18 protein-coding genes and 1 pseudogene are annotated in these 22,188 nt (G+C 66.0%); 14 read left to right on the forward strand and 5 right to left on the reverse strand.

The window, feature by feature from the left end; genetic code table 11:
* Nucleotides 1-19: 19 nt before the first annotated feature.
* Together K5H97_RS17240 and K5H97_RS17245 are read left to right on the forward strand one after the other, a co-directional pair.
* On the forward strand, nt 20-1,060 hold the full coding sequence (locus tag K5H97_RS17240) for a hypothetical protein (RefSeq protein WP_028691435.1): 1,041 nt from the start codon (nt 20-22) through the stop codon (nt 1,058-1,060).
* Between the two features lie 245 nt (nt 1,061-1,305).
* Nucleotides 1,306-2,169 carry a sensor domain-containing diguanylate cyclase gene (locus tag K5H97_RS17245; RefSeq protein ID WP_028691434.1) on the forward strand — a complete coding sequence of 288 codons (864 nt, stop codon included), beginning with the start codon at nt 1,306-1,308 and terminating at the stop codon, nt 2,167-2,169.
* 48 nt (nt 2,170-2,217) lie between these two features.
* Here K5H97_RS17245 and bla read toward each other — a convergent pair whose 3' ends face one another.
* On the reverse strand, nt 2,218-3,093 hold the full coding sequence (gene bla, locus K5H97_RS17250) for a class A beta-lactamase (RefSeq protein ID WP_028691433.1): 876 nt from the start codon (nt 3,091-3,093) through the stop codon (nt 2,218-2,220).
* A 205-nt stretch (nt 3,094-3,298) separates the two neighbouring features.
* Here bla and K5H97_RS17255 point away from each other — a divergent pair, with 205 nt between their 5' ends.
* From K5H97_RS17255 to glsB, 8 genes and pseudogenes are all read left to right on the forward strand, one after another.
* Nucleotides 3,299-3,616 (forward strand): hypothetical protein, encoded by a 318-nt coding sequence (locus K5H97_RS17255; protein ID WP_028691432.1) that lies wholly within the window; start codon nt 3,299-3,301, stop codon nt 3,614-3,616.
* 99 nt (nt 3,617-3,715) lie between these two features.
* Nucleotides 3,716-4,099, forward strand: a complete 384-nt coding sequence (locus tag K5H97_RS17260) for a tautomerase family protein (RefSeq protein ID WP_028691431.1) — start codon at nt 3,716-3,718, stop codon at nt 4,097-4,099.
* Between the two features lie 96 nt (nt 4,100-4,195).
* The gene (locus K5H97_RS17265; RefSeq protein ID WP_028691430.1) at nt 4,196-4,849 is read left to right on the forward strand and encodes an HD domain-containing protein; all 654 of its coding nucleotides are present in this window, start codon (nt 4,196-4,198) and stop codon (nt 4,847-4,849) included.
* Nucleotides 4,850-4,891: 42 nt separating this feature from the next.
* On the forward strand, nt 4,892-5,671 hold the full coding sequence (locus K5H97_RS17270; protein ID WP_028691429.1) for an ATP-grasp domain-containing protein: 780 nt from the start codon (nt 4,892-4,894) through the stop codon (nt 5,669-5,671).
* A 144-nt stretch (nt 5,672-5,815) separates the two neighbouring features.
* Nucleotides 5,816-6,985: a MerR family transcriptional regulator gene (locus K5H97_RS17275; protein WP_028691428.1), complete on the forward strand. Its 1,170-nt coding sequence runs from the start codon at nt 5,816-5,818 to the stop codon at nt 6,983-6,985.
* 25 nt (nt 6,986-7,010) lie between these two features.
* A pseudogene (locus K5H97_RS29725) lies at nt 7,011-7,568 on the forward strand (HD domain-containing protein); the annotation flags it as partial.
* Nucleotides 7,569-7,577: 9 nt separating this feature from the next.
* The gene (locus tag K5H97_RS29730) at nt 7,578-8,084 is read left to right on the forward strand and encodes a GNAT family N-acetyltransferase (RefSeq protein WP_247284610.1); all 507 of its coding nucleotides are present in this window, start codon (nt 7,578-7,580) and stop codon (nt 8,082-8,084) included.
* A 149-nt stretch (nt 8,085-8,233) separates the two neighbouring features.
* On the forward strand, nt 8,234-9,151 hold the full coding sequence (glsB, locus tag K5H97_RS17285) for a glutaminase B (protein ID WP_028691427.1): 918 nt from the start codon (nt 8,234-8,236) through the stop codon (nt 9,149-9,151).
* A 254-nt stretch (nt 9,152-9,405) separates the two neighbouring features.
* Here glsB and K5H97_RS17290 read toward each other — a convergent pair whose 3' ends face one another.
* The 4 genes from K5H97_RS17290 to K5H97_RS17305 all read right to left on the reverse strand — a co-directional run bounded on the left by K5H97_RS17290 (nt 9,406) and on the right by K5H97_RS17305 (nt 17,075).
* The gene (locus K5H97_RS17290) at nt 9,406-13,626 is read right to left on the reverse strand and encodes a hemagglutinin repeat-containing protein (protein ID WP_028691426.1); all 4,221 of its coding nucleotides are present in this window, start codon (nt 13,624-13,626) and stop codon (nt 9,406-9,408) included.
* A gap of 38 nt (nt 13,627-13,664) precedes the next feature.
* Nucleotides 13,665-15,374 carry a ShlB/FhaC/HecB family hemolysin secretion/activation protein gene (locus tag K5H97_RS17295; RefSeq protein ID WP_028691425.1) on the reverse strand — a complete coding sequence of 570 codons (1,710 nt, stop codon included), beginning with the start codon at nt 15,372-15,374 and terminating at the stop codon, nt 13,665-13,667.
* Between the two features lie 420 nt (nt 15,375-15,794).
* Nucleotides 15,795-16,487 (reverse strand): hypothetical protein, encoded by a 693-nt coding sequence (locus K5H97_RS17300; RefSeq protein WP_028691424.1) that lies wholly within the window; start codon nt 16,485-16,487, stop codon nt 15,795-15,797.
* 12 nt (nt 16,488-16,499) lie between these two features.
* Nucleotides 16,500-17,075, reverse strand: coding sequence for a hypothetical protein (locus K5H97_RS17305; RefSeq protein ID WP_028691423.1), 576 nt, complete (start codon nt 17,073-17,075; stop codon nt 16,500-16,502).
* 142 nt (nt 17,076-17,217) lie between these two features.
* Here K5H97_RS17305 and K5H97_RS17310 point away from each other — a divergent pair, with 142 nt between their 5' ends.
* The 4 genes from K5H97_RS17310 to K5H97_RS17325 all read left to right on the forward strand — a co-directional run bounded on the left by K5H97_RS17310 (nt 17,218) and on the right by K5H97_RS17325 (nt 22,172).
* A complete protein-coding gene (locus tag K5H97_RS17310; RefSeq protein WP_028691422.1) occupies nt 17,218-17,676 on the forward strand; it encodes a GNAT family N-acetyltransferase in 459 nt (152 codons plus the stop codon).
* A gap of 145 nt (nt 17,677-17,821) precedes the next feature.
* Nucleotides 17,822-19,324, forward strand: a complete 1,503-nt coding sequence (gene proP / locus K5H97_RS17315) for a glycine betaine/L-proline transporter ProP (RefSeq protein ID WP_028691421.1) — start codon at nt 17,822-17,824, stop codon at nt 19,322-19,324.
* Nucleotides 19,325-19,473: 149 nt separating this feature from the next.
* The gene (locus K5H97_RS17320; protein ID WP_028691420.1) at nt 19,474-19,929 is read left to right on the forward strand and encodes a (2Fe-2S)-binding protein; all 456 of its coding nucleotides are present in this window, start codon (nt 19,474-19,476) and stop codon (nt 19,927-19,929) included.
* A complete protein-coding gene (locus K5H97_RS17325) occupies nt 19,929-22,172 on the forward strand; it encodes a xanthine dehydrogenase family protein molybdopterin-binding subunit (RefSeq protein WP_028691419.1) in 2,244 nt (747 codons plus the stop codon). The genes K5H97_RS17320 and K5H97_RS17325 overlap by 1 nt, the downstream gene beginning before the upstream one ends.
* Nucleotides 22,173-22,188 lie beyond the last annotated feature (16 nt).

The raw sequence follows: 22,188 nt of genomic DNA on the forward strand, positions 1-22,188 counted from the left end.
GCCTCACTCACGGACGATCATGCCCTCCGCCACCCGCCTGCTTGCCCTGTTCGCCCTGTCCACCCTGGTCAGCGCCTGCAGTATCAATGGCACCTACATCGACAGCACCCGCCCTGATGCAGCCAAGCTGCGCTACATCTCGGGCAATGGCAGCGCCACCCTCGACCTGTTCGACAGCGCGCGCTGTGAAGGCCGGACCAGCGGCATCCTCAACAACCTGTTCGTGCCCGACTCTCGCCGACGGGCCGACATGAGCGTGCCGCCGCCGGCAAACAGCAACAGTTACTACGAGATCCGCCTCGAACCCGGTCAGCCGATACATGTTCGCGCCAACACCCAGAGCGCCAACACGGTCTGCTCGGCCTCGTTCACCCTGACACCGCAGGCAGGCTCCGAATATGAACTGCGCTTCGACCAGTCGCCTGGCTACTGCCAGGCAACGCTGGTGCGCCTGCAACGGGTCGAGGGCAAGGACCAACGCCAGCCCTATCCGATGATCGACACCATCCCGAGCGCCTGCTGGGGTACCTCGGCGTTATTCCCGAAACAACCCACACCGCTGCCCGACACCGCCCGGCGCACCGCGTTGATCGACAGCATCATCCGCGACAGCGTCACCCCGGAGATGGAGCAACTGACCACGTTGCGCAAAGCCGTCGCCCTGACTCGGCAAGCCTCCCCCGAAGTCCAGGTAGCGGCGCGCAAGCGGGAACTGGGCCTCGATCTGCCAGAGGCCTACTGGCAGCAGTACCAGCAGAACCTGCAAACCTTCGCCGAGGCGCTCGCCAACCTCAAGGCACGCACGCTGGAACGCTACGACGCCGACAGCCGCGCCTACCTGCGCAGCGTGCGCGACGAGCAGTTGCAGGTCTGGGCCGGTGGCACCAACGATGCGCGCCTGCCGAGCAAGGCCCAGCGCATGCGCGACATGGCCTACTACTACAACTATGTCCTGCAGGAGACGATCGCGCAGATCAGCCTCGAACACTTGCGCAACATGGCTGAACTGGATCAACGCGAAGGGGTTTGCAAGCGCTTCGCCGGATGCTGGAAACTCTAGGCCGTCACCGAGCGACGGTCTGCCCCATGCTATCGGGGCATGACGGTCACGGTCTGCGACCCGGACCTGGCAGGGGCGCTGAAGCTGCCGACGGTTTGCTTGTCCGCAGGTAGTGTGCCGCGCCCCCGAGCCTGTGTATGCTGCACGGGCGCGGCGAGCGGCCCCCGGCGGCTTGCAGGACCTCGCGCGGCCGCCCTGCGTGATCGGACCATGACCGGGCTACCCGTTTCGGACACTTCTGCCCTATGCCCGTCGATCTGCAAGCGCTCTACCCCAGGCTGATCCACCTGATGCTGGACACCGTGTTCGTGGTCGACCGGGACGACACCATCGCATTCGTGAGCAACGCCTGCGAGGCCTTGCTCGGCTACCGCGCCGACGAACTGACCGGCACCCCGATCACCCGCTACATGCACCCGGATGACCTGGAAACCACCCGCGCCTCGATCGCCCGGGTCATGGACGGCACCCCGCACTTCGACTTTCGCAACCGCTATGTACGCAAGGATGGCGAGATCGTGCATATCCTCTGGGCGGCCTTCTGGTCCGACGAGGTGGGCGCGCGGATCGGCGTCGCCCGCAACATCACCGCCCTCACCCAGGCCGAGCAGGAACTGCGCTTTCTCGCCCATCATGACCCGCTGACCAAGCTGACCAACCGCTCGCTGTTCAACGACCGCCTGGCCACCGCCCTGCGCGCCGCCCGCCAGCAGCAGCGCCGGCTGGCCCTGCTGTTCCTCGACGTCAACGACTTCAAGGGTATCAACGATGTACACGGTCACGCGGCCGGCGACCGCGTGCTGTGCACCATCGCCCGACGCCTGCAGGACAGCGTGCAGGAAGCGGACACCGTGGCGCGGATCGGCGGCGACGAGTTCATCGTGCTGCTGACCGATGTACCGTCGGAGGACGCCGTGTACGAGGTGGTCGAGCAGATCGCCATGGTCATGGAGGAGCCGCTCGGCGCCGAGTTCGGCGACGTCAGGATGCCGTCCTGCAGCATCGGCGTGGCCTGCTACCCCACCGATGGCGAGGATGCCGACACCCTGCTCAGCCATGCCGATGGCGAGATGTACCGCAAGAAGCGGCGGCGGGCGCGGGTGGGGTGATGGCCAGGTGTTATCTGGTCTTGCCCGCGATGTGGCCCGCACACTTGCTCAGCCCTTCCAGGCTTCCACCACCACCCGCGTGGCCGCCGCGATCGTCTCGCTGTTCCACGGCGCATCCTGTTTCGTGCCACGGCTGAACACCACCAGGATCCACGGCGCCCGGCCCTTGGGCCAGATGACCGCGACGTCGTTGGCCACGCCATAGTCGCCCGAACCGGTCTTGTCGCCCACCACCCAGTCCTTTGGCAGCCCGGCGCGAATACGTGCATCACCCGTGGTGTTGCCCTTGAGCCAGGCCTGCAGCTGTTGTTGCGCGGCGGCGGGCAGGCCATCGGTGAGCAGCAGGCGCTGCAAGGTCACGCCCATGGCCAGGGGCGTCGTTGTGTCACGCGGATCGCCCGGCAAGGCGGTGTTCAGTGTCGGCTCGTTGCGATCGAGGCGGAAGGTCGGATCGCCCAGGCCGCGGACGAACGCCGTCAGCCCGGGTGGACCGCCGACCAGCTCGAGCAGCAGGTTGCCAGCAGTGTTGTCGCTGTACTGCACGGCGGCGGCGCACAGTTCGGCGACGGTCATGCCGGGCCCGACATGCTTTTCGGTGACCGGTGAATAGACCACCAACTGCTCGGCGCCATAGGCGATGCGCCGCGCCAGCAAGCCCGGCTCGGCCTCGTTGCGGTGCAGGACGGCACCGGCGAGGACGGCCTTGAAGGTGCTGCAGAAGGCGAAGCGCTCTTCGCCGCGCCAGGCCAGCTGCCGACCGCTGCCGGTGTCCAGGGCCCACAGGCCGATGGTACTGCCGCTGGCCGCCTCGAGCTGTTGCATCGCCTGACGCAGCGGATCGTGCGCCCAGGCGGGCAAGGTCAACAGGGCCGAGCAGCCGAGCGCGCCCTGGAGCACGCGGCGGCGGCTGAGGGTTGAAATCATGCAGGCATCCCTTGTGAAAATAATCAAAACGCGAAGGCTAGAACGTTTTAGCACCCGAGCCAAGCACCTCCTTACCGCTCCGGCAGGCGAGCATAGGCCGTGGGCAAGCGGATTCTTTTCGCGCCACTGCCCTGGCCACCCTTGCGTTGACCGGCAAAAGGCAGGACAGTAACCGGGTGTTCCCGCAATGAAACGGAGATTCGCCTTGACTACCGATCGCCTGAGCCTGCTCCAGTTCGAGCAACTCAGCCTGAAGCCCGCCGCCGCCAGCCAGTTCGCCCTCTCGCTCAAGGAGCTCGAACAGCTGACACTCCCCGAGCGCTACGCCTATCGTGCAGCCCACTACCTGGGCGACATGGCCGAGGCAGAGAACAGCCAGCAGCTGGCTGTCGCCAAGGACCAGGGCATCGGTTTCACCCAGGGCCTGCTCACTGCAGCGGCCATCGAAGATGCCCTGGCGAAAAGGCTGATCGAGGTCTTCAATAACGCGAGCGAGCGCGCCTCCAAGCTGCTGCCACAGTAACGGTAGTTGCCTTCTCGAGCCCGGCGCCTGTCCGGGCTCACGCCTGATCCTGCCCTACCAGCTTCTGCGTCTCGCCTGGCCATCGTCCAAGGAGTCCACATGCCACTGGTACGCATCGATATCAAGCGCCACCCCGACCCTAACCATCTGCGCACACTCGGCCAGATCGTCTACGCTTGCATGCGGCGCACGATCAATGTGCCCGAGCACGACAATTTCCAGATCCTGACCGAACACGACGGCGACGGCCTGGTGAGCGACCCACGGTACCTGGGCATCCAACGTTCCGACGGCCAGGTGTTCATCCAGATCACCCTCAACGAAGGCCGTACCCTGGAGCAGAAGAAGGCGCTGTACCAGGCCATCGCCGAAGGTTTCGAGCACGAGGCCGGGGTGCGACCGCAGGACGTGTTCATCAACCTGGTCGAGGTGCGCAAGGAGAACTGGTCGTTCGGCAACGGTATCGCCCAGTACGCCAGTTGAGGTAAGGCCGCGCCCGGACAACGGCAAGGACAATGCTCCGGCTTCGCTAATCGCCAACGTAGAATTCAATCCTCCCTTTGATCGGTGAACCCTTTCATGGCAAGCGCGCCATTTTTCCCCTTGCAAGCCCTGGCGGCCCAACTGCTGCCCTATCTGCCCGCCGACGGTAACGACGGCTCCCACGACCTCGCCCATCTGCAACGGGTCTGGCGCAATGTCCAGCGTATCCAGGCCAAGGAAGGCGGCGACCTCGACGTACTGCTCGCCGCCACCGTGCTGCACGATTGCGTGGCGGTGGAAAAGAACTCGCCCCTGCGTGCGCAGGCCTCGACGCTTTCGGCCGAACGCGCCGCCGCGATCCTCGCCGACATGGGCTGGCCGCTACCGCGCATCGAACAGGTGGCCCATGCAGTGATGACCCACAGCTACTCGGCAGGTTTGCCGCCACAGATCCTGGAAGCGAAGATCCTCCAGGACAGCGATCGCCTCGACGCCATCGGTGCCGTCGGCATCGCCCGCTGCTTCTATGTGGCCGGGCGCACGGGGTCGGCGCTCTACTACGTCGAGAACCCCACCGCCGCAGACCGGGACTATCGCGACAACCGCTTCGCCATCGAGCACTTCCCGACCAAGCTGCTCAAGCTCGCCTCAGGCTTTCAGACCGGCGAAGGTGCGCGACTGGCCGCGCTCAGGCATCAGCGGCTGGCGTCGTTCCTCGCCGAATTCATGGAGGAAATCGGGGTAGACTGACAGCCTTTGCGCCTCCCACCCTTGCCATGGACAGCAAACCCGATGCGACTGCTCTATCCCTGCGAACCCTTCAACCTGAAACAGCCCGATGAACAGTACGCCGAGGAGTACAACGCGGCGCTGGCGGCCGGACTGGACACCCTGCTGTTCTCATTCGAAGCCCTTCAAGCCGGTCTGCTCGAAACCTCCCGCGCCCTTAATCCCGGCGATTGCATGTTGTACCGGGGCTGGATGCTGACGCCCGAGGCCTACGCCGTGCTGGTCGACCTGCTGCATGGTTGTACCGCGGTCGCGCTGACCAGTCCCGAGCAATACCGGCAGTGTCATCACCTGCCGCAGTGGTACCCGTTGCTGGCCGCGCATACAAGCGAAACGGTGATACTGCCCGACGACGCCGATTTCGAGCAGGCGCTCGCCGGCCTGCAATGGCCGGGCTATTTCATCAAGGACTATGTGAAATCGCTGAGCACCGGCAACGGCAGCCTGGTGGACAGCCCTCGGGAAATCGCGCCGCTGGTGGCCCAAATGCGCCAATACCGCGGCCAGGTCGAGGGCGGTATCTGCGTCAGGCGGCGGGAAAGCTACCTCGAGGAAACCGAGCGTCGTTACTTCGTACTCGATGGATGCGCCCACGGTGCGGATGGCAAGGTGCCCGAGCTGGTGCGAGAGTGCGCAAAGCGGATCGACAGCCCGTTCTTCTCGGTCGACACGGTGATGCGCGCCGATGGCGTGCTGCGGCTGGTGGAGCTGGGCGACGGCCAGGTATCCGACCTCAAGGAATGGCCCACAAAGCGCTTCGTGGGCCTGTTGAAGAGCCGCTGAGAAAACATCCTTCAAGGGCACGCCGGCGCTGCCTGTGATCACAGGCAACCCCGATCTCAAGAAACGCCTGTTTCTGTAGAAACCCGCTTTACCTGTCTATAGCTTCATAGTTCATCATCGCCCCACTGCATGAGGGGAAGACTGGTGTACCGCATATCCGAACTGGCGGCGAAGGTGGGCCTGAGCCGCTCCACGCTGCTCTATTACGAAAAACTCGGACTGGTGTCCTCGCGGCGCCAGGCCAACGGTTATCGTACCTACGGCGAGCAGGACCTGCAGCAGCTGCGGCTGTTGCAGCAACTGCAGGCCGGCGGGCTGAGCCTGAAGGAGTGCCAGGCCTGCCTGGAGGCACGCCTGGACCGCGCGGCCCTGCTCGAACGCCTGCACACCCTGGACGAAGAGATCGCCGCCCGGCAACGCTCACGTGACCTGCTGGCGGCGATGCTCGGCATGTCGTCCATGCGCCCCTGGCACGAGGCCCTCGAGCAGCAGGCGCCCGGCGCCCACCTGGCGTGGCTGCGCCGGCAAGGATTCAATGAGAAGCAGGCCCTGCGCCTGAAATGGCTGTCCCGCGACATGAACGAACACGACCGCTACATGGCCGACTTCGAACGCCTCTTCGAGGGCCTTGAGCACCTTGGCCCAGGGTCGCCAGAGGACTCACTCAAAGCACTGCACGCCCTGCCCCACGCCCCCGCGACACTGCTGGACATCGGCTGCGGCCGTGGCACCTCCAGCGTGCTGCTGGCCGAACACAGCCAGGCGCACATCACTGCGCTGGACAACGACGAGCACAGCCTTGGCTGCCTGCGGGCGACCCTGTTCGACAAGGGCCTGCAGGCACGGGTCACGCCGATTTGCGCGAGCATGACCCAGCTGCCGTTCGCGCCTCGGCACTTCGACGCGATCTGGGCCGAGGGCTGCGCCTACATCATGGGCTTCGACAACGCCCTGGCGTACTGGCGTACCTTCCTCAAGCCCCAGGGTTACCTGGTCGTCAGCGACCTGGTGCGGGTGGCCGACAGGCTCGCCCCTGCGGCCGAGGCGTTCTGGCAGACCGCCTACCCCGACCTGCACAGCGTCGACACGCGCCTGGCCGCCATCGCCCGCCTGGGCTATCGCACCCTGTCGCACTTCCCCTTGAGCGCGCAGGCCTGGGCCAACTATCTGGAGCCGCTGCGCGCACGCGTGGCCAGCCTGGCGAACGAGACCTTCGCCTCCCAGGCCCTGGCCGACATCCGCCGCGAACTCAAGATCCACGAAAACCACCTGGGCGAGTATGGGTATCATCTGTTCGTCATGCAGACGCGCTGAACCCGCCCCAGGACATGGAGCCACCATGAACATCGAAAAACTGCAGAACCGCCTCGCCTTCCTGCGCCAGGCCGAACAACTCAAGAGCGTGATCCGCAGCGCCCACACCTCCAGCGGCCGCGCCGAGAGCACCGCCGAGCACACCTGGCGGCTGTGCCTGATGGCCATCACCTTCGCCGACGAACTGGGCGACCTCGATCTGCTCAAGGTGTTGAAGATGTGCCTGGTCCACGACCTGGGCGAGGCCATCAGCGGCGACGTCCCGGCCGTCAGCAAACAGGGCTTCCCCGACAAGAGCCGGCAGGAACGCGAAGACCTGCTGCAACTGATGGCGAGTCTGGACGCCGCCCTGCGCGACGAGATCATGGCGTTGTGGGAGGAGTACGAGGCCGCCACCTCGGCCGAGGCACAGGCGGTCAAGGCCCTCGACAAGCTGGAGACCCTGCTGCAGCACAACCAGGGGCGCAATCCTCCGGGCTTCGACTATGCCTTCAACCTCGACTACGGCAAGCGCTACACTGCCGCCACGCCGCTGTTCGAGGCCCTGCGCGGCCTGATCGACGCCGACACGCGCCGGCATCTCGACAATGGCATCAGCCTGCGCGACGAGCGCCCGGAGGACGCCACCACGATCGGCCGGCTGACCGAAGCCGCCTTTGCCAACGCCGAACACAGCAGCCACACCGAGCAGTTCATCGTCAACGCCCTGCGTCAGGCCGGAGCGCTCACGGTATCGCTGGTGGCCGTGGAGGCCGGTGTCATCGTCGGCCATGTGGCGATCTCCCCGGTGACGCTGTCGTCGGGTGCCGAGGGTTGGTACGGGCTGGGGCCGGTCTCGGTGCTGCCGCGGCGTCAGGGCCAGGGCATCGGCTCGGCGCTGATCAACGCCGCGCTGGCCCGCCTGCACGGTCTGGGTGGCCAGGGCTGCGTGGTGCTGGGCGACCCGGGGTACTATGGCCGCTTCGGTTTCAAGGCCCAGCCGGGCCTGAGCTTGCCGGGCGTACCGGCCGAATACTTCCAGGCCCTGTCCTTCAGCGGTGATGTGGCGCAGGGCAGCGTGCAGTACTGCGCGGCGTTCGAGGCAACCTCCAACGCGTAAAACGCGGTCACTGCAGGAGCGGGCTTGCCCCGCTCCCGGAGGTTGCGCATCACCCCGCGAGCCGACACGAACAAATGTGCTCCGCAGCCAGCGACCATCGTCTACCTGAACGTTTTCGAACGCGCCTTTCCTTCGCACCAGGTTTCCCGATGCAAGCACTCCTGCAAGAGATCCTCGACCACGTCCGCCCCCTGCTCGTCCAGGGCCAGGTGGCGCAATACATCCCCGCCCTCGCCCAGGTCGACCCGAACCAGCTGGGCATCGCCGTGCAGAGCCTGGACGGCCAGCTGCACTGCGCGGGCGATGCGCACACGCCGTTCTCGATCCAGAGCATCTCCAAGGTGTTCAGCCTGGTGCAGGCGATCAACCACAGTGGCGAGGACATCTGGTCGCGGCTGGGCTACGAGCCGTCGGGCCAGGCGTTCAATTCGCTGGTGCAGCTGGAGGTGGAGAAAGGCCGGCCCCGCAACCCGTTCATCAATGCCGGGGCGCTGGTGATCTGCGACATCAACCAGTCGCGCTATGCCACCCCCACCCTGTCGATGCGCGACTTCGTCCGCCGCCTGGCGGCCAACCCGCGCATCGTCAGCGACACGGTGGTGGCCGAGTCGGAATACCAGCACCGCGCGCGCAACGCGGCCATGGCCTACCTGATGCAGGCCTTCGGCAACTTCCACAACGATGTCGATGCGGTGCTGCGCAGCTACTTCCATCACTGCGCGCTGTCGATGAGCTGCGCCGACGTGGCCCGCGGCTTTGCCTTCCTGGCCAACAGCGGCTACTGCCCGCACAGCGGCGAGCAGGTGCTCAGCCCGCGCCAGGCGCAACAGGTCAACGCGATCATGGCCACCAGCGGGCTGTATGACGAGGCCGGCAACTTCGCCTACCGGGTCGGCCTGCCAGGCAAGAGCGGCGTGGGCGGCGGCATCGTCGCGGTGGTGCCGGGGCGCTACAGCATCTGCGTGTGGTCGCCGGCGCTGAACGCCTCGGGCAACTCGCTGGCAGGGCTGCGGGCGCTGGAGCTGCTGAGCGAGCGAATGACCGGGTCGGTGTTCTCGGCGGTCTGAGCGAGGTTGTTGCAGGCAGGCACTGGACTGCACACATAACCTGCGTGGGGGCGGGTTTGCCCCGCGCTGGAGTCAGATGCGCCCATGGTACGGCCTGGTCCTGTGCTATCGCGAGGCTAGCTCGCTCCTACAGCTCTCGCGCCAGGCCCAAGGGCTCACCCCCACCCATCGGTTTTTCGTACGAAGCTTAGAGTTTCAACCAACAAAAAGGGGCGCAAAGCGCCCCGGACCTCATTGGTGTGAATGGAAGACGTTCAGCCTTCGATACGCCCTTCGACCGTCACCGGCCCAACCTTCAGCTTGCCGTCATCCAGCGACACGCTGGGCAGACCGGCTTCAGGCAGCTTGGGCAGGTCGAGGGTGGCCTTGACCTGGTAGCCGAGCGGTTTCACATCGGCACCGAGCGTGGTACCGCCCTGCTCCACACCCTTGACCTGCAGACCCAGCCCACGCTGTGCCGAGATGCCCGAAGCCTGCGTAACTCCGGCCTTGCGCACGAACTCGCCCTGGGCATTGAACGACGGCGTGTAGTCGAAGCCTGGTTTCTCCTGGCCCTCCTTCGCCTCGCCCGGCTTGCCGGCCAGGCCCGCGCCCAGGTCGACCCGTACCGAGGTGGTGGTGTCCTGGCGTTCCGCGACCGTCAACCCGCCCGCCAGCTTGCCGCCGACCTGCTGGCCGTCGACCCGTGCGCCGCTGAGTTGCGCCGCACCGGCACTGTTCAAGGTCACATCGCCAGCGGAGATATGGCTGTTCTGCTGGGTGGTGGCCTGCAGATGGTCCACCTGCACCTTGCCGCCCAGGTCGAAGTCATGGGACGAGCTGACCTCTTGCCCCGCGTCCGCCGGCGTAGTGCGGCTCAGGTTGCTCCCGGCCTTCACCTCGACGCCCCAGTTGGTGCGGGCCTGAGTGGACTGCGCCGACTCCAGCGCCAGGCCACCCTCGCCTGCGCTGGCGTTGACGCCCGTGGCACCGACCTGCGTACCCTGCAGATGCACCGACTGGCCGGACAGGTCCACGTTGCCATGGCTGTTCAACTGGCCGCCGGCCAGGGTCTGCGAACGTTCGTTGGTCTGGCCCACATTGAAGTTGCCGCCCAGCTTGCCGCTCAGATCACGCCCTTTCTCACCGGTGGCAGCCTTGCCGCCGAGGTTGAGGCCGCCGCCCAGATGGCTGCCGCTGACAGTCCGGGTATCGCTGGCGGCCTGCAGGTCGAGGGCGCCACCGGCCTTGAGTTCGACCGGGCCGTTCGCGTCGATGCGCGTGCCCTGCAGGGTCTGGTCGCCACCACTGCCCAGTCGCACCGGGCCGTTGCCGCTGATGCTCGCCACCTGGGCCTTGCTGTCGACACTGTGCTCGCCGGCATGGTCGAGTTGGAACCCGGCGCCCAGGTCGACCTTGTCGCCCACCGGCAAGGTGCCCACGGTCAACGAACCGCTGCCACCGAGGCTGCCGGTGTCGCGACGCGCCTGGTTGCTGGCCTGGTCCAGGGCCAGCTTGCCGCCGGTGTTGACCGCCACCGCGCCCTGGCCACCGTCGAGGCGGCTGCCTTCGAAGCGGGCATCGCCACCGACCTGGATGTTCAGGCCCTGGCTGCCACTGAAAGTACCGACCACGGCAGTGGATGTATCTTCGCTCAAGTGCTTGCTGCCACCGGAACCATTGGCGGTCACGTTGAGGTCTTCGCCGGTCTTGGTGTAGATCCGGGCGGACACATCGGCGTTCACCTGCTGCTCGCTGCGGCTGTGGGTGTTGCTGGCCGCGTCGGCCTGAAGCGAACCGGCCTTGATGTCCAGCGCGCCGCCGTTGGCGTTGTAGCGGGTGCCCTGGTCCTTCAACGCACCGGCCACGTCCAGTTGCACACCCTGGCCATTGAACTGGCTGACCACCGCGGTGCCAGTCTGCTCGCCCTGTTGCTGGCTGGCATGGCCCACGGCCAGGTCGACGCCCAAGTTCGGCGTGCCAAGCTTGCCCAGGGCGGCGGTCAGCGAAGTCTTGCCGTCCAGCACGTCTTTGACGTCATTAAGCGGCAGCTTGCCGTCGAGCGTATCCTTGACCGACACCTTGCCGTCCACCACATCCTTGACCGCCCCGGCGATTGGCCGGGCAATGTCCTTGTACTCGACGTTGACACCGACATCCGCCGTCCAGCTGCTCTGCTGATGGCTAGTGTTGGTGGTGTCGCGGGCCGCGCGGTTGTCCACCTGACCTGCGCTGATGCTCAGGGTACCGGCGCTGTTCACCTGCGCGCCTTCGCTGGCCAGTGTGTCGGCCTTGATTTTCAAGCTGCCGGCGCTGTCGAGGCCGGTGGTCTTCGCCGTGGTGCTGCTCGAGGCGTCCTGCTGGGTGCCATGGGCGAAGTCGACCCCGGCGCCGGCACGGTCGAGGCCAGCGGTAAGGTAGACGCCACCGCCGGTGTGGCTGCTGTCGCGGGTCTCGCTGCGGCTGTCCTGCTCGGCCAGCAGCGACACCTGCTTGCCGACCAAGGTGGTATCGCCCGCGGTTGACTTCACCGCGGCGCCCTTGACGCTCAGGTCACCGCCGGCGGTCAACTGAACTTCGCTGCCGCTGAGGCTGGAGCCCTGCTGGCTGACCTGGCTGCCACTGGTGCTCTGACGATCGCTCGCATAGCCGACGCCAGCACGATACTGCCCGGAGCCCGGCGCGGTCTCCTTGGCCGACGCAACGAAGCCACGGCTGCTGCTGGCGCTCTTGTGCTCGCGGGTGTCCTGGGCCGAGGCGACCTTCAGATCCCCCGCCGCATCAGCGTTCAGCGCACCGCTGGCCTTGACCGTCGAGCCGACCACGTCGATGCCCTCGGCGCTGTTCAGGCCGACGCTGCCACCGGCTACCAGCTCGCTGCGCACCGCGGTGCTTTCCCGGCTGTTCTGCTTGGCTTCGTTGTGGCTGACGCCGAAGAACTTGCTCTGCTGGTTCTGGCTGTCACGCTGGTCGGTGCGCAAGGCGTTGCTGATCTGCACCTGCTTGCCGGCGATGCGGATGTCCTGGCCACTGGTCAGCTGGGCACCTTCGGCCAGCACCGAGGCCTTGGCGTGCAGTGCGATGTCGCCCCCCTTGAGCTGGCTGGTGACGCTGCGCTGGGTTTCATTGCGGTTGTCCCAGTCGGCCTTCCAGAAACCCTTGGCGTGCTTGCCCTGGTCGGTCTGCACCTGGCGCTCGGTGGCAGCGGTCAGACGCAGGTCGGCGCCGCTGTCCAGGCTCAGCTTGCCGGGCGCCTCGAGGCTGGCGGCGCTGAGGGTGAGATCCTGGCCGGCGTTCAGCCCGGCATCACGCTGGGCCACGACCCGGGTGGCGTGCTCGCGGGTGTCGCTGTCGGTCTGGGTGCGCTGGTAGGTCTCCCAGTCGATGCCCAGCGCGCCGCTGCGCCAGTTCTCGCGTTTTTCCTGGAGCTTGCGGCTTTGCACGGTGCTCAGGGTGAGGTTGCGTCCGGCGTCGAGCTTCACATCGCGCCCGGCCACGTCGGCGGCGGCCAGGGTCAGGTCCTGGGCGCCACGCAGTTCGACATCACCCTGGCTGCTGCGCACGCCGGCACGGGTCGCTTCCAGCGAGTCGGCCACGGCAGCGCCGCTGACGTTCAGGTCTCCCGCCGAGTCGATGCGCACGCCGTCGCGGCCGTCGACCTGCCCCGGCCCAACCCGCACCCCGGCACCTTGCGCGGTGCTGACGATATTGATGCGTCCGGCCTGCATCGCGCCGAACAGGCTGGCATCGATACGCTGCTCGCCACTGGCCGCGCCGCGGTCGACGACCTGGACCTGGCCGCTGACGTAGTCCACCTGGTTGCGGCCCACGGTGAGGTTGAGCTGATCACGGGCATCCAGACGGCCCTGGCTGTCGATGCGCGGGGCGATCAGGTTGACCGAGCCGCCATCGTTGCGCAGGCCGGCGCCCTGCACCTGCAACTGGCCGCTGGCGTCCTGGGTGCCCAGGGCCTTGAGCCGGCCCGCGTCCAGTTCAGGGCGGCCCACCACCAGGCTGGCATTGGGCGCGTTGATGAAGCTGGCGCCGTTGATCGAAATGCCGTTGGGGTTGGCCAGCACGTAGTCGGCGGCGCGGCCGAAGATTTCCTGGGCGCCATTGATGGCGGAGGCGTTGCGGCTGACCACTTCGTTGAGGATCACGCTCGCCGCCTGGCCCTGGAACTGCGGGTTGGCCGCCAGCTCACCGGCCAGCTGCGAGTGGCCGGCCTGCAGGGCGTTGTTCAGCACCAGGCCCTGGCGGTCGACGTTGTAGTCGAGAAACTGGTTGTGCGACAGGCCCGCGCCGTTGGGCGCGACGATATTGACGATGGGCACGCCGCCCTGGGTCTGCAACTGTGCCGTGCCCCCGGGGCCGGGGGCGACCACGACGCCGCCGGCCAGCGCCTGGGGCAGGCTCGTGGCCAGGAACAGGCTGGCTATCGCCCAGCGCAGCTTGCCTTGCGGGGACAGGTTGAAGGTAAAAGGGGTCTTGGGCATAGGTCACTCTCCATGTCGGTACTGCTAATTCGGTGCGCTCAAATCTGCACGGCGGCCCTGAACAGCCAGACTTCGGGCTCGCGGTGGTAACCGCTGGGGGTGGTCAGGCTGCGCTGGTAGTCAACGTCCAGCTGCAGCGCCTTCCAGCTCAGGTTCAGGCCCAGGCTCGCGCCGCTCAGGCGCTGGCTGGCGGCGCCGTGGTCGGCCTTGATCCAGCCGTGGTCCAGCCCCAGCCGCGGGGTGATGGTCAGCAGCCCCTGGGGCTGCAACGGCAGGCGCAGGGTGTTGCGCCACACCGCTCCGCTGGCCCCGGACAGGCTGCTGAGGCGGTAGCCGCGCACGGCGGAATCGTCGGTACCGAGCAACTGCTCGATGGCCGGCAGCGGGTCGGGGCTGTACTGCAGGTTGAGCTGGCTCTGCCACTGCCAGGCCTGGCCCAGCAGGTGGCCATTGCGCCACTGGCCGAGGCCGGCGCGGTACTTGCGAAACTGCGCCATGGGCAGGTCGGGCACTGGCCGATCGGCATCGTCGTCGGCGCCAAACCAGTGCAGCCCCTGGGCGTAGTTGAGGTCCAGGTTCCACACCGCGCTGTCGAGCCAGAACAGGTTGAGCCCGGCTTCGGCCACCGTCAGCGTCGGGCTCTGCACATCCAGGCGGACCTTGGCGAATTCGCTGTCGACGTCCTTGTGCGCCAGTTGCAGGCTGGCGCTCAGTTGATGGCGCTGGTCGCGCCACAGCACGCGCTCGCCGCGCAGGCTGAGCTGATCGGTGATGCCGGTGCTGTGCAGGGTCAGGGTGCTGAGCTTGATCGGCGAGCGGTACTCGGCATGGCTGGCGAACAGGCTGAACGTCCAGTAGCCGTAGGGAATCGCGTAGTACAGGCTGGCATTGCGGCTGTAGCGATCGCCCTGGTTGAGGGTGTCGCTGGCCGACAGGCTGAGCAGGTCGTTGAGCGCCAGCGGATTGTCCAGGCTCAGGCTGTACACGCTGCGGTCACGGCCAGTGCTGGCGCTGCCGAGATTGTCCAGGCCCAGGCCCACGGAAACCCGCGGTTGGCCGGCGCTGCGTGGGCGCAGGATGATCCGTGAGGCACCCGGCTGGCTGCCGGGGGCGATGTCGGCACTGAGGTCTACCGAACGCAGGCGATTGAGCTGGTCCAGGCCCTGCTCCAGGTCGCGCAGGTTCAGCGGCTCGCCGAGCATGCCGGGGAAGGCCCCGGCCAGGGACACCGGCAGGCGCTGGTCGGCCAGCTCGATGGCCTCCAGGTAGCCTTCGTCCACCAGGATGTCCAGCGACTGCCCGGCCGTCGGGGCGCTGCTCAGGTAGGGGCGGCTGGCGATATAGCCCTTTTCCAGGTACAGCGCGGTGATGCCCGCCAGCAGCTGGTTGATCTGCCCCACGCCCATGCACGCGGCCACCAGCGGGTCGATGCGGGCATCGAGGGTGGCACGGTCGATCAGCGTGACACCGCCGATGCGCACCCCGGCCAGCGGCCAGCAGCGCGCATCCGCAGCCGAGGCCTTGGGTGTCTGCGCAGTGTTGTCGGGTGCGGTGAATGCACCGCGTTGCAGTTGCCGGCGGCGTTGTTCCAACTGCAGTTGCTGCAGGTCGTGTTGCTGCTGTTGTTGTTGGCGCAGCACTTCCTGACCGGGCGTAAATGTCTCGGCATGCAGGTTGCCAACACACAGGCAAGCCAATGCGACAGACAGCGTTAATTGACGACGATCAACAGCAGACAGGTACGACATACAACACCCATTCGCAGGCAAAGGCACAGCGAGAATCGCAGTACTTGGAACTTCCCGGCACGGTCACCGAGGGTTATCGGCACACGCGCAATAACTTTAGAAAGTTGAGCGTTGTTTGTTGAAACGCTCGCGGAAAAGTTAACGACTGCTAATTACCACATGGCGCCAGGCATGACCGCATGGTCACTGGCTAGCCCGTGGCAGAGCGGGTAAAGGGGTTGACGAGATCTAATTGTCCAACAATCGAACTTGATGACTGTCTGGCCCCACGGTACTTGTAGAAACGAGTGAGAGACACCGGACTTTAGTCGTACGTGACCTGCTGGTTAAACTTTCCGGCTTGCGAGCAGAAGGAAAGTCTGGCGAACATCAATAGAAAGCTCAACGTCGTATCACTGATCAAATTTTCTGTACACCGGACTACTCCACCAGATAAAGGGGGTGAGTATCACACAAGGGGTGAGCGCTATTCAGCACCCGCTCCAGCAAGCAACGTTCTAATTCGGTGAAATACGTCGCCCCGAAGTCGAAAAAGGCCCCGGCTGGATTTCGCTGTACATGGAACAAGCCGACAAGGTTATCGCCATCACGTTCGAAGATCAGTTCCAGATGCGACTCGGCTCGCGTACTACCGACAAGATAAATGTACCCCGCCACCTCTGCCCAACCGCACCAGCTCAGTTCCGCCCATAACTGCAGGCTGCCATTCTCGGTCGCTGCTTGAGGCAACGCCCAAGCCCCGGTACCGTTTGCCCATCCACACAAGGCCGGTAGCAATCGCTCCAGGGACAGAACCTCCAGCATGTGCCCGCGCAGACCGAAATGCACAGAGTCGATCGTCGATTCAGGGGCAGCATCGAGTGCAACCACCCTGGCGTGCAGCACATGGCTAAAGGCGATTTCAGAAGGTTGCTCACTCCAGCCATTGAGGTCGGAAACACTTGGGCACCAGATGAGCCGAACGGTTTCATCAACCTGAATGCGCTCATTGCGCTCGAAATAAGCGAGCGTGACCGCCCCGACAACCGGCAACAGCGCATCGAGACGCACCTGCGGGGCGCTGTGATCGACTTTGCTGTCATTGGGCCAGAACAGTGGCCAGTAAGTCTGCATCAGAGCACATCCTCAACCGTCCATGCTCTTGGTCAACGCTTCGCTGCCCTTGGGCGGGTAGACCACCTCTCGGGTATCGAGGTCGCGAATCTCGGAGGTGATGGTGATGGTCATCGTCTCTCGACCGGGCGGGCCATTGATGGCATCGACGGTGTCGAAGTCGACGATGTAGCGCTTGCCTGCGCGGAACTCGACGTCGCGCGCGGTGAAACCGCATTTGCCGCCACCGGTCCCCAGCGCGTTCATCGAGGCCCAGCACCAGCTCAGCGAGTGCTTGCCCGGCGTCAGCCGCAGCGCCTGCTTGCCCGCGATATCGAGGATCGAGCGCCGCCCGGCGCCTTCGAGCAACTGGTCATCGACATGGGTGGCCAGCAGCAGGCGATGAAACGGCACGCCCAGGGCGCGGTAACGGACGGTAGCGAAGTACACGACCGGTGCGTCGGCCTGGTTGCCGGACAGATCATAGGGCGTCATCGTCTCAGGCGCCCAGTCACCCTGGTACTCCTTGTAGTGGTAGTTGGAGCAGGCACCGAGCAGGCTGGCAAGTGACAGGGCGACAAGCGATTTGAGGCAGGACGACAGACGCATGGTTCTTCCTTGATGAATGCAGGCGCAAGGATAGCGGCTGCGTGCGCTTAAAATCAAAACGCCATCACCCTCGGCGAGCACGCATCGCGGTGTATGCTTCGCGCAAAGCTCCGCCCCTCCTGCCCCTGAAAAGGACATCGTCATGCTCCGCCTGGACTGGCTGAAACACCACATGGCCCACAGCGACACCCTCGCCCAGTGGCTGCACCAACAGTTTCACTATGAGTACGCGGACGTGCCGCTGGCCGACTGGCAACGTGAATTCGCCGAAGGCCAGCACAACGGTCAATGGCAATGCCTGGTCGCCCTGGACGGCGACCGCCTGCTGGGCAGTGCGGCCCTGGCCAGCGACGACCTGCCCGGGCGCAGCGACCTCGGTCCCTGGCTGGCCTGCGTGTTCGTCGCCCCGCAGGCGCGTGGCCAAGGCCTGGCGGAGCAGCTCATCGAAGGTGTCTGCGAGCATGCCCGCAGCAACGGAGTTGCCACGCTCTACCTGCATACCCACGACCAGGACGCCTACTACGCCAAGCGTGGCTGGACGCATATGGAGCAGTTCGAGGCCTGGGGGCATAGCCATTGGTTGATGTCTCGCACGCTCTGACCAGCGCCGCTCCTACAGAAATCGCGCATGGTTTACCCACGCAAATGACCCCGCAGGGAATTATTTAGCGCGCCGTTGTATCTGACCCTAGGTACAAGGCTGGCCAAACCATGGCCACGCCCCAAGCCTTCAAGGACAACGGCCCATGAAATCACGCAGGAAACCCGTCAAGCCCATCGGTTTGAAGGACATCACCATCGTCGACGACGCCAAGATGCGCAAGGCCATCACCGCCGCCGCCCTGGGCAATGCCATGGAGTGGTTCGACTTCGGTGTCTACGGCTTCGTCGCCTACGCCCTGGGCAAGGTGTTCTTCCCCAACGCCAGCCCCGGCGTGCAGATGATCGCCGCCCTGGCCACCTTCTCCGTGCCGTTCCTGATCCGTCCGCTGGGCGGGCTGTTCTTCGGCGCCCTGGGCGATCGCTACGGACGGCAGAAGGTGCTGGCCGCGACCATCGTGATCATGTCGCTGAGCACCTTCGCCATCGGCCTGATCCCCTCCTACGCCAGCATCGGCATCTGGGCGCCGATCCTGCTGTTGCTGGCGAAGATGGCCCAGGGCTTCTCGGTGGGCGGCGAATACACCGGAGCGTCGATCTTCGTCGCCGAGTACGCCCCGGACCGCAAGCGCGGCTTCCTTGGCAGCTGGTTGGACTTCGGCTCGATCGCCGGCTTCGTCCTTGGCGCCGGGGTGGTTGTGCTGATCTCGACGGTGCTTGGCGAGGAACAGTTCCTCGAATGGGGCTGGCGCCTGCCGTTCTTCCTGGCCCTGCCGCTGGGCCTGATCGGCCTGTACCTGCGCCACGCCCTGGAAGAAACCCCGGCGTTCCAGCAACACGTCGACAAGCTCGAACAAGGGGACCGCGAAGGCCTGGCCAGCGGCCCGAAGGTGTCGTTCAAGGAAGTCGCCACCCAGCACTGGCGCAGCCTCTTGACCTGCATCGGCGTGGTGATCGCCACCAACGTCACCTACTACATGCTGCTCACCTACATGCCCAGCTACCTCTCGCACAACCTGCACTACAGCGAGGACCACGGCGTGCTGATCATCATCGCGATCATGGTCGGGATGCTGTTCGTGCAGCCGATCATCGGCCTGCTCAGCGACAAGTGGGGACGCAAGCCGTTCATCATCATTGGCAGCGCTGGCCTGTTCCTGCTGGCGATCCCGGCGTTCATGCTGATCACCAGCGGCAAGCTGGCGGTGATCTTCGCAGGGCTGTTGATCCTCGCCGTGCTGCTGAACTTCTTCATCGGCGTGATGGCCTCGACCCTGCCGGCGATGTTCCCCACCCATATCCGCTACAGCGCCCTGGCCAGTGCCTTCAACATCTCGGTGCTGATCGCCGGCCTGACCCCGACCCTGGCCGCCTGGCTGGTGGAGACCACCGACAACCTGTACATGCCGGCCTACTACCTGATGGTCATTGCCGTGGTCGGCCTGCTCACCGGCCTGACCATGAAGGAGACCGCCAACCGCCCGCTGCGCGGCGCCGCCCCGGCCGCCTCGGATATCGAGGAAGCCCGCGAGTTGCTGCAGGAGCACCACGACAACATCGAGCAGAAGATCGAGGACATCGACGCACAGATCGCCGAGCTGGAGGCCCGGCGCCAGACGCTCGCACAACAGCATCCGCGCATCGATTGAGGGCTACTTGCGCATTCCGCCGGATTGCTTGCCTGATCCTCTGAATCTGTGGGGTGTATCGGTTGCGCAATGGGCCTCTGTGCTAGCGTTTCCGGATTGGGGAACAGCGTATTCCCCGCTTCCACAACCGATGATCAGCAGGTGAGCCCATGGAATTACGAATCAACCAGCAGACTTACCAGGTCGAGGCTGACGCCGACACGCCCTTGCTCTGGGTGATCCGCGACGATTTGGGCCTGACCGGCACCAAGTATGGCTGCGGCCTGGCCCAGTGCGGCGCCTGCTCGGTGCTGGTGGACGGCAACGTGGTGCGCGCCTGCGTCACCCCGGTGGCCGGCGTGGTCGGCCGCGAGATCACCACCATCGAGGCCATCGAGCACGATGCCGTGGGCAAACGCGTGGTCGCCGCCTGGGTCGAGCACCAGGTCGCCCAGTGCGGCTACTGCCAGTCCGGCCAGGTGATGGCGGCCACCGCGCTGCTCAAGCACACGCCCAAACCCAGCACTGCGCAGATCGACGCGGCGATGGTCAACCTGTGCCGCTGCGGCACCTACAACGCCATCCATGCCGCCGTGCAGGATCTCGCCGAAGGGGATAAAGCCTGATGAGCACACGCATCGATACCCCCGAAGACTTGCTGAAACTGCCCGCAGGTGAAACTGTCAACCTGTCGCGCCGGCGCTTTCTGGTCGGCACCACCGTGGGCGCGCTGGTGCTCGGCTTCGGCATGCCAGTAGGCGCACCACGCGTACAGGCCGCCAGCGCCCCGGAGCGCGGTACCCAGGTGCCGGCCTTCCTGGAGCTGCGCCCGGACGGCAGCGTGCGCCTGCTCAGCCCATTCATGGAGGGCGGGCAAGGCGTCAACACCGCCATGGCGCAGATCGTCGGCGAGGAACTGGACCTCGATCCTGCCCGCTTCCTGGTCGAAAGCGCGCCCGCCGGCGAAGCCTACGTGGTGATGGAAAACGGCCTGCGCATCACCGGTGGCAGCATGTCGGTACGCATGAGCTACCCGACCATGCGCCGCCTCGGCGCCCTGGCCCGGGCCATGCTGCTGCAAGCCGGCGCCCAGCGGCTGGGCGTGCCGGTGAGCGAGCTGACCACCGAACCGGGCAAGGTAGTGCATGCCGCTTCGGGCCGTTCGCTGGGCTACGGTGAACTGGCCGAAACGGCCATGGACCTGCCGGTGCCGGACCCCGCCAGCGTCACCTTGCGCGACCCCAGCCAGTTCCGCTGGATAGGCAAGCCGGTACAGCGCCTCGACGCCTACGACAAGTCCACCGGCAAGGCCCTCTACAGCATCGACATCAAGGTCGACGGCATGCTCCACGCCGCCGTGCAGCATGCGCCGCGCCTGGGCATGAGCGTCGGCGGCCTGCGCAACGAGGAACAGGTCAAGGCCATGAAGGGCGTGCATTCGGTGCATCAGCTGCCCGGCGCGGTGGCCGTGGTCGCCGAACGCTGGTGGCACGCCAAGCGCGCCGTCGAAGCACTGCAGGTGGACTGGAAGGAGGCGGCTGCCGACAGCCAGGTGCGTGCGATGCCCGCCGATTTTTCCAGCGACGGCTGGCGCGACCACCTGGCCGCCCAGACCGGGCCAAGCCGTGACGAGGAAAACCAGGGCGACGTGGCAGGCGCCCTGGCAGGCGCCAAGACCACGGTCGAGGCCACCTACCACAACCAGTACCTCAACCATGCGCAGCTGGAGCCGCCCTCCGCCACCGCCCGTTTCAATCCCGACGGCAGCCTGGAGGTGTGGCTGCCGAACCAGGCCCAGGACATGTTCCGCGACGACATCGCCAAGCGCACCGGCCTGGACCCGGCGCGGATCACCCTGCACTCGCCGCTGCTCGGCGGCTTCTTCGGCCGCCACTTCCTGTACGACTCGGCCAACCCCTACCCACAGGCCATCGCCCTGGCCAAGGCCGTGGGTCGGCCGGTGAAGCTGATCTGGAGCCGCGAGGAGGAGTTCCTGCGCGATGCCATGCGGCCGATGGCCGTGGTCAAGTTCCGCGCCGGCCTGGACGAAAAAGGCCTGCCGGTGGCCATCGAGGCGATCAGCGCCACCGAAGGCCCGACCGAGTCGCTCGCCGGCAAGCAGGGCGACAAGGTCGACCCCACCGCCCTGGAAGGGCTGTCGGGCAAGGCCTACGCCATCGCCAACAAGCGCACCGCGCAGATCTATGTCAAAGGCCCGGCCATGCTCGGCTACTGGCGTTCGGTGGGCAACTCGCTGAACGACTTCTTCTACGAGTCGTTCCTCGATGAGCTGGCCGACAAGGGCGGCCACGATCCCTTCGAGCTGCGGCTGCAACTGCTGCAGGGCAACCCGCGCCTGACCACCCTGCTGCAGGCGGTGGGCGAGTTGTCCGGTGGCTGGAAACGCGGCCCGTTCACCGCCGAGGACGGCAGCAAGCGCGCCCGTGGCGTGGCCATGGCCTCGCCGTTCGGCTCTGAGGCGGCGGTGATCGCCGAGGTGTCGCTGGAGGGCGGCCAGGTCAGGGTGCACGACATCTGGCAGGCCATCGACCCGGGCAGCATCGTCAACCCGGCGATCATCGAGGCCCAGGTCAACAGCGCGGTGTCCCTGGGCCTGTCCCAGGTGCTGCTGGAGGAATCGGTGTGGCTCAACGGCATGCCACGGGCGCGCAACTACGACCTGTACCCGGTACTGCCGCCGTCGCGCATGGCCCGGGTGCATGTGCGCATCGTCGAGAGCGGGGCGAAGATGGGCGGCATCGGTGAGCCACCGCTGCCGGCGGTGGCGCCCGCGGTGGCCAACGCCGTGGCGCAGCTCACCGGCCAGCGCGTGCGCAGCATGCCCCTGAGCCGCCATACCTTCAGCTGACACGACAAGGACAGCC

It is taken from the genome of Pseudomonas mosselii, from assembly GCF_019823065.1.
Classification (GTDB): Bacteria; Pseudomonadota; Gammaproteobacteria; order Pseudomonadales; family Pseudomonadaceae; genus Aquipseudomonas; species Aquipseudomonas mosselii.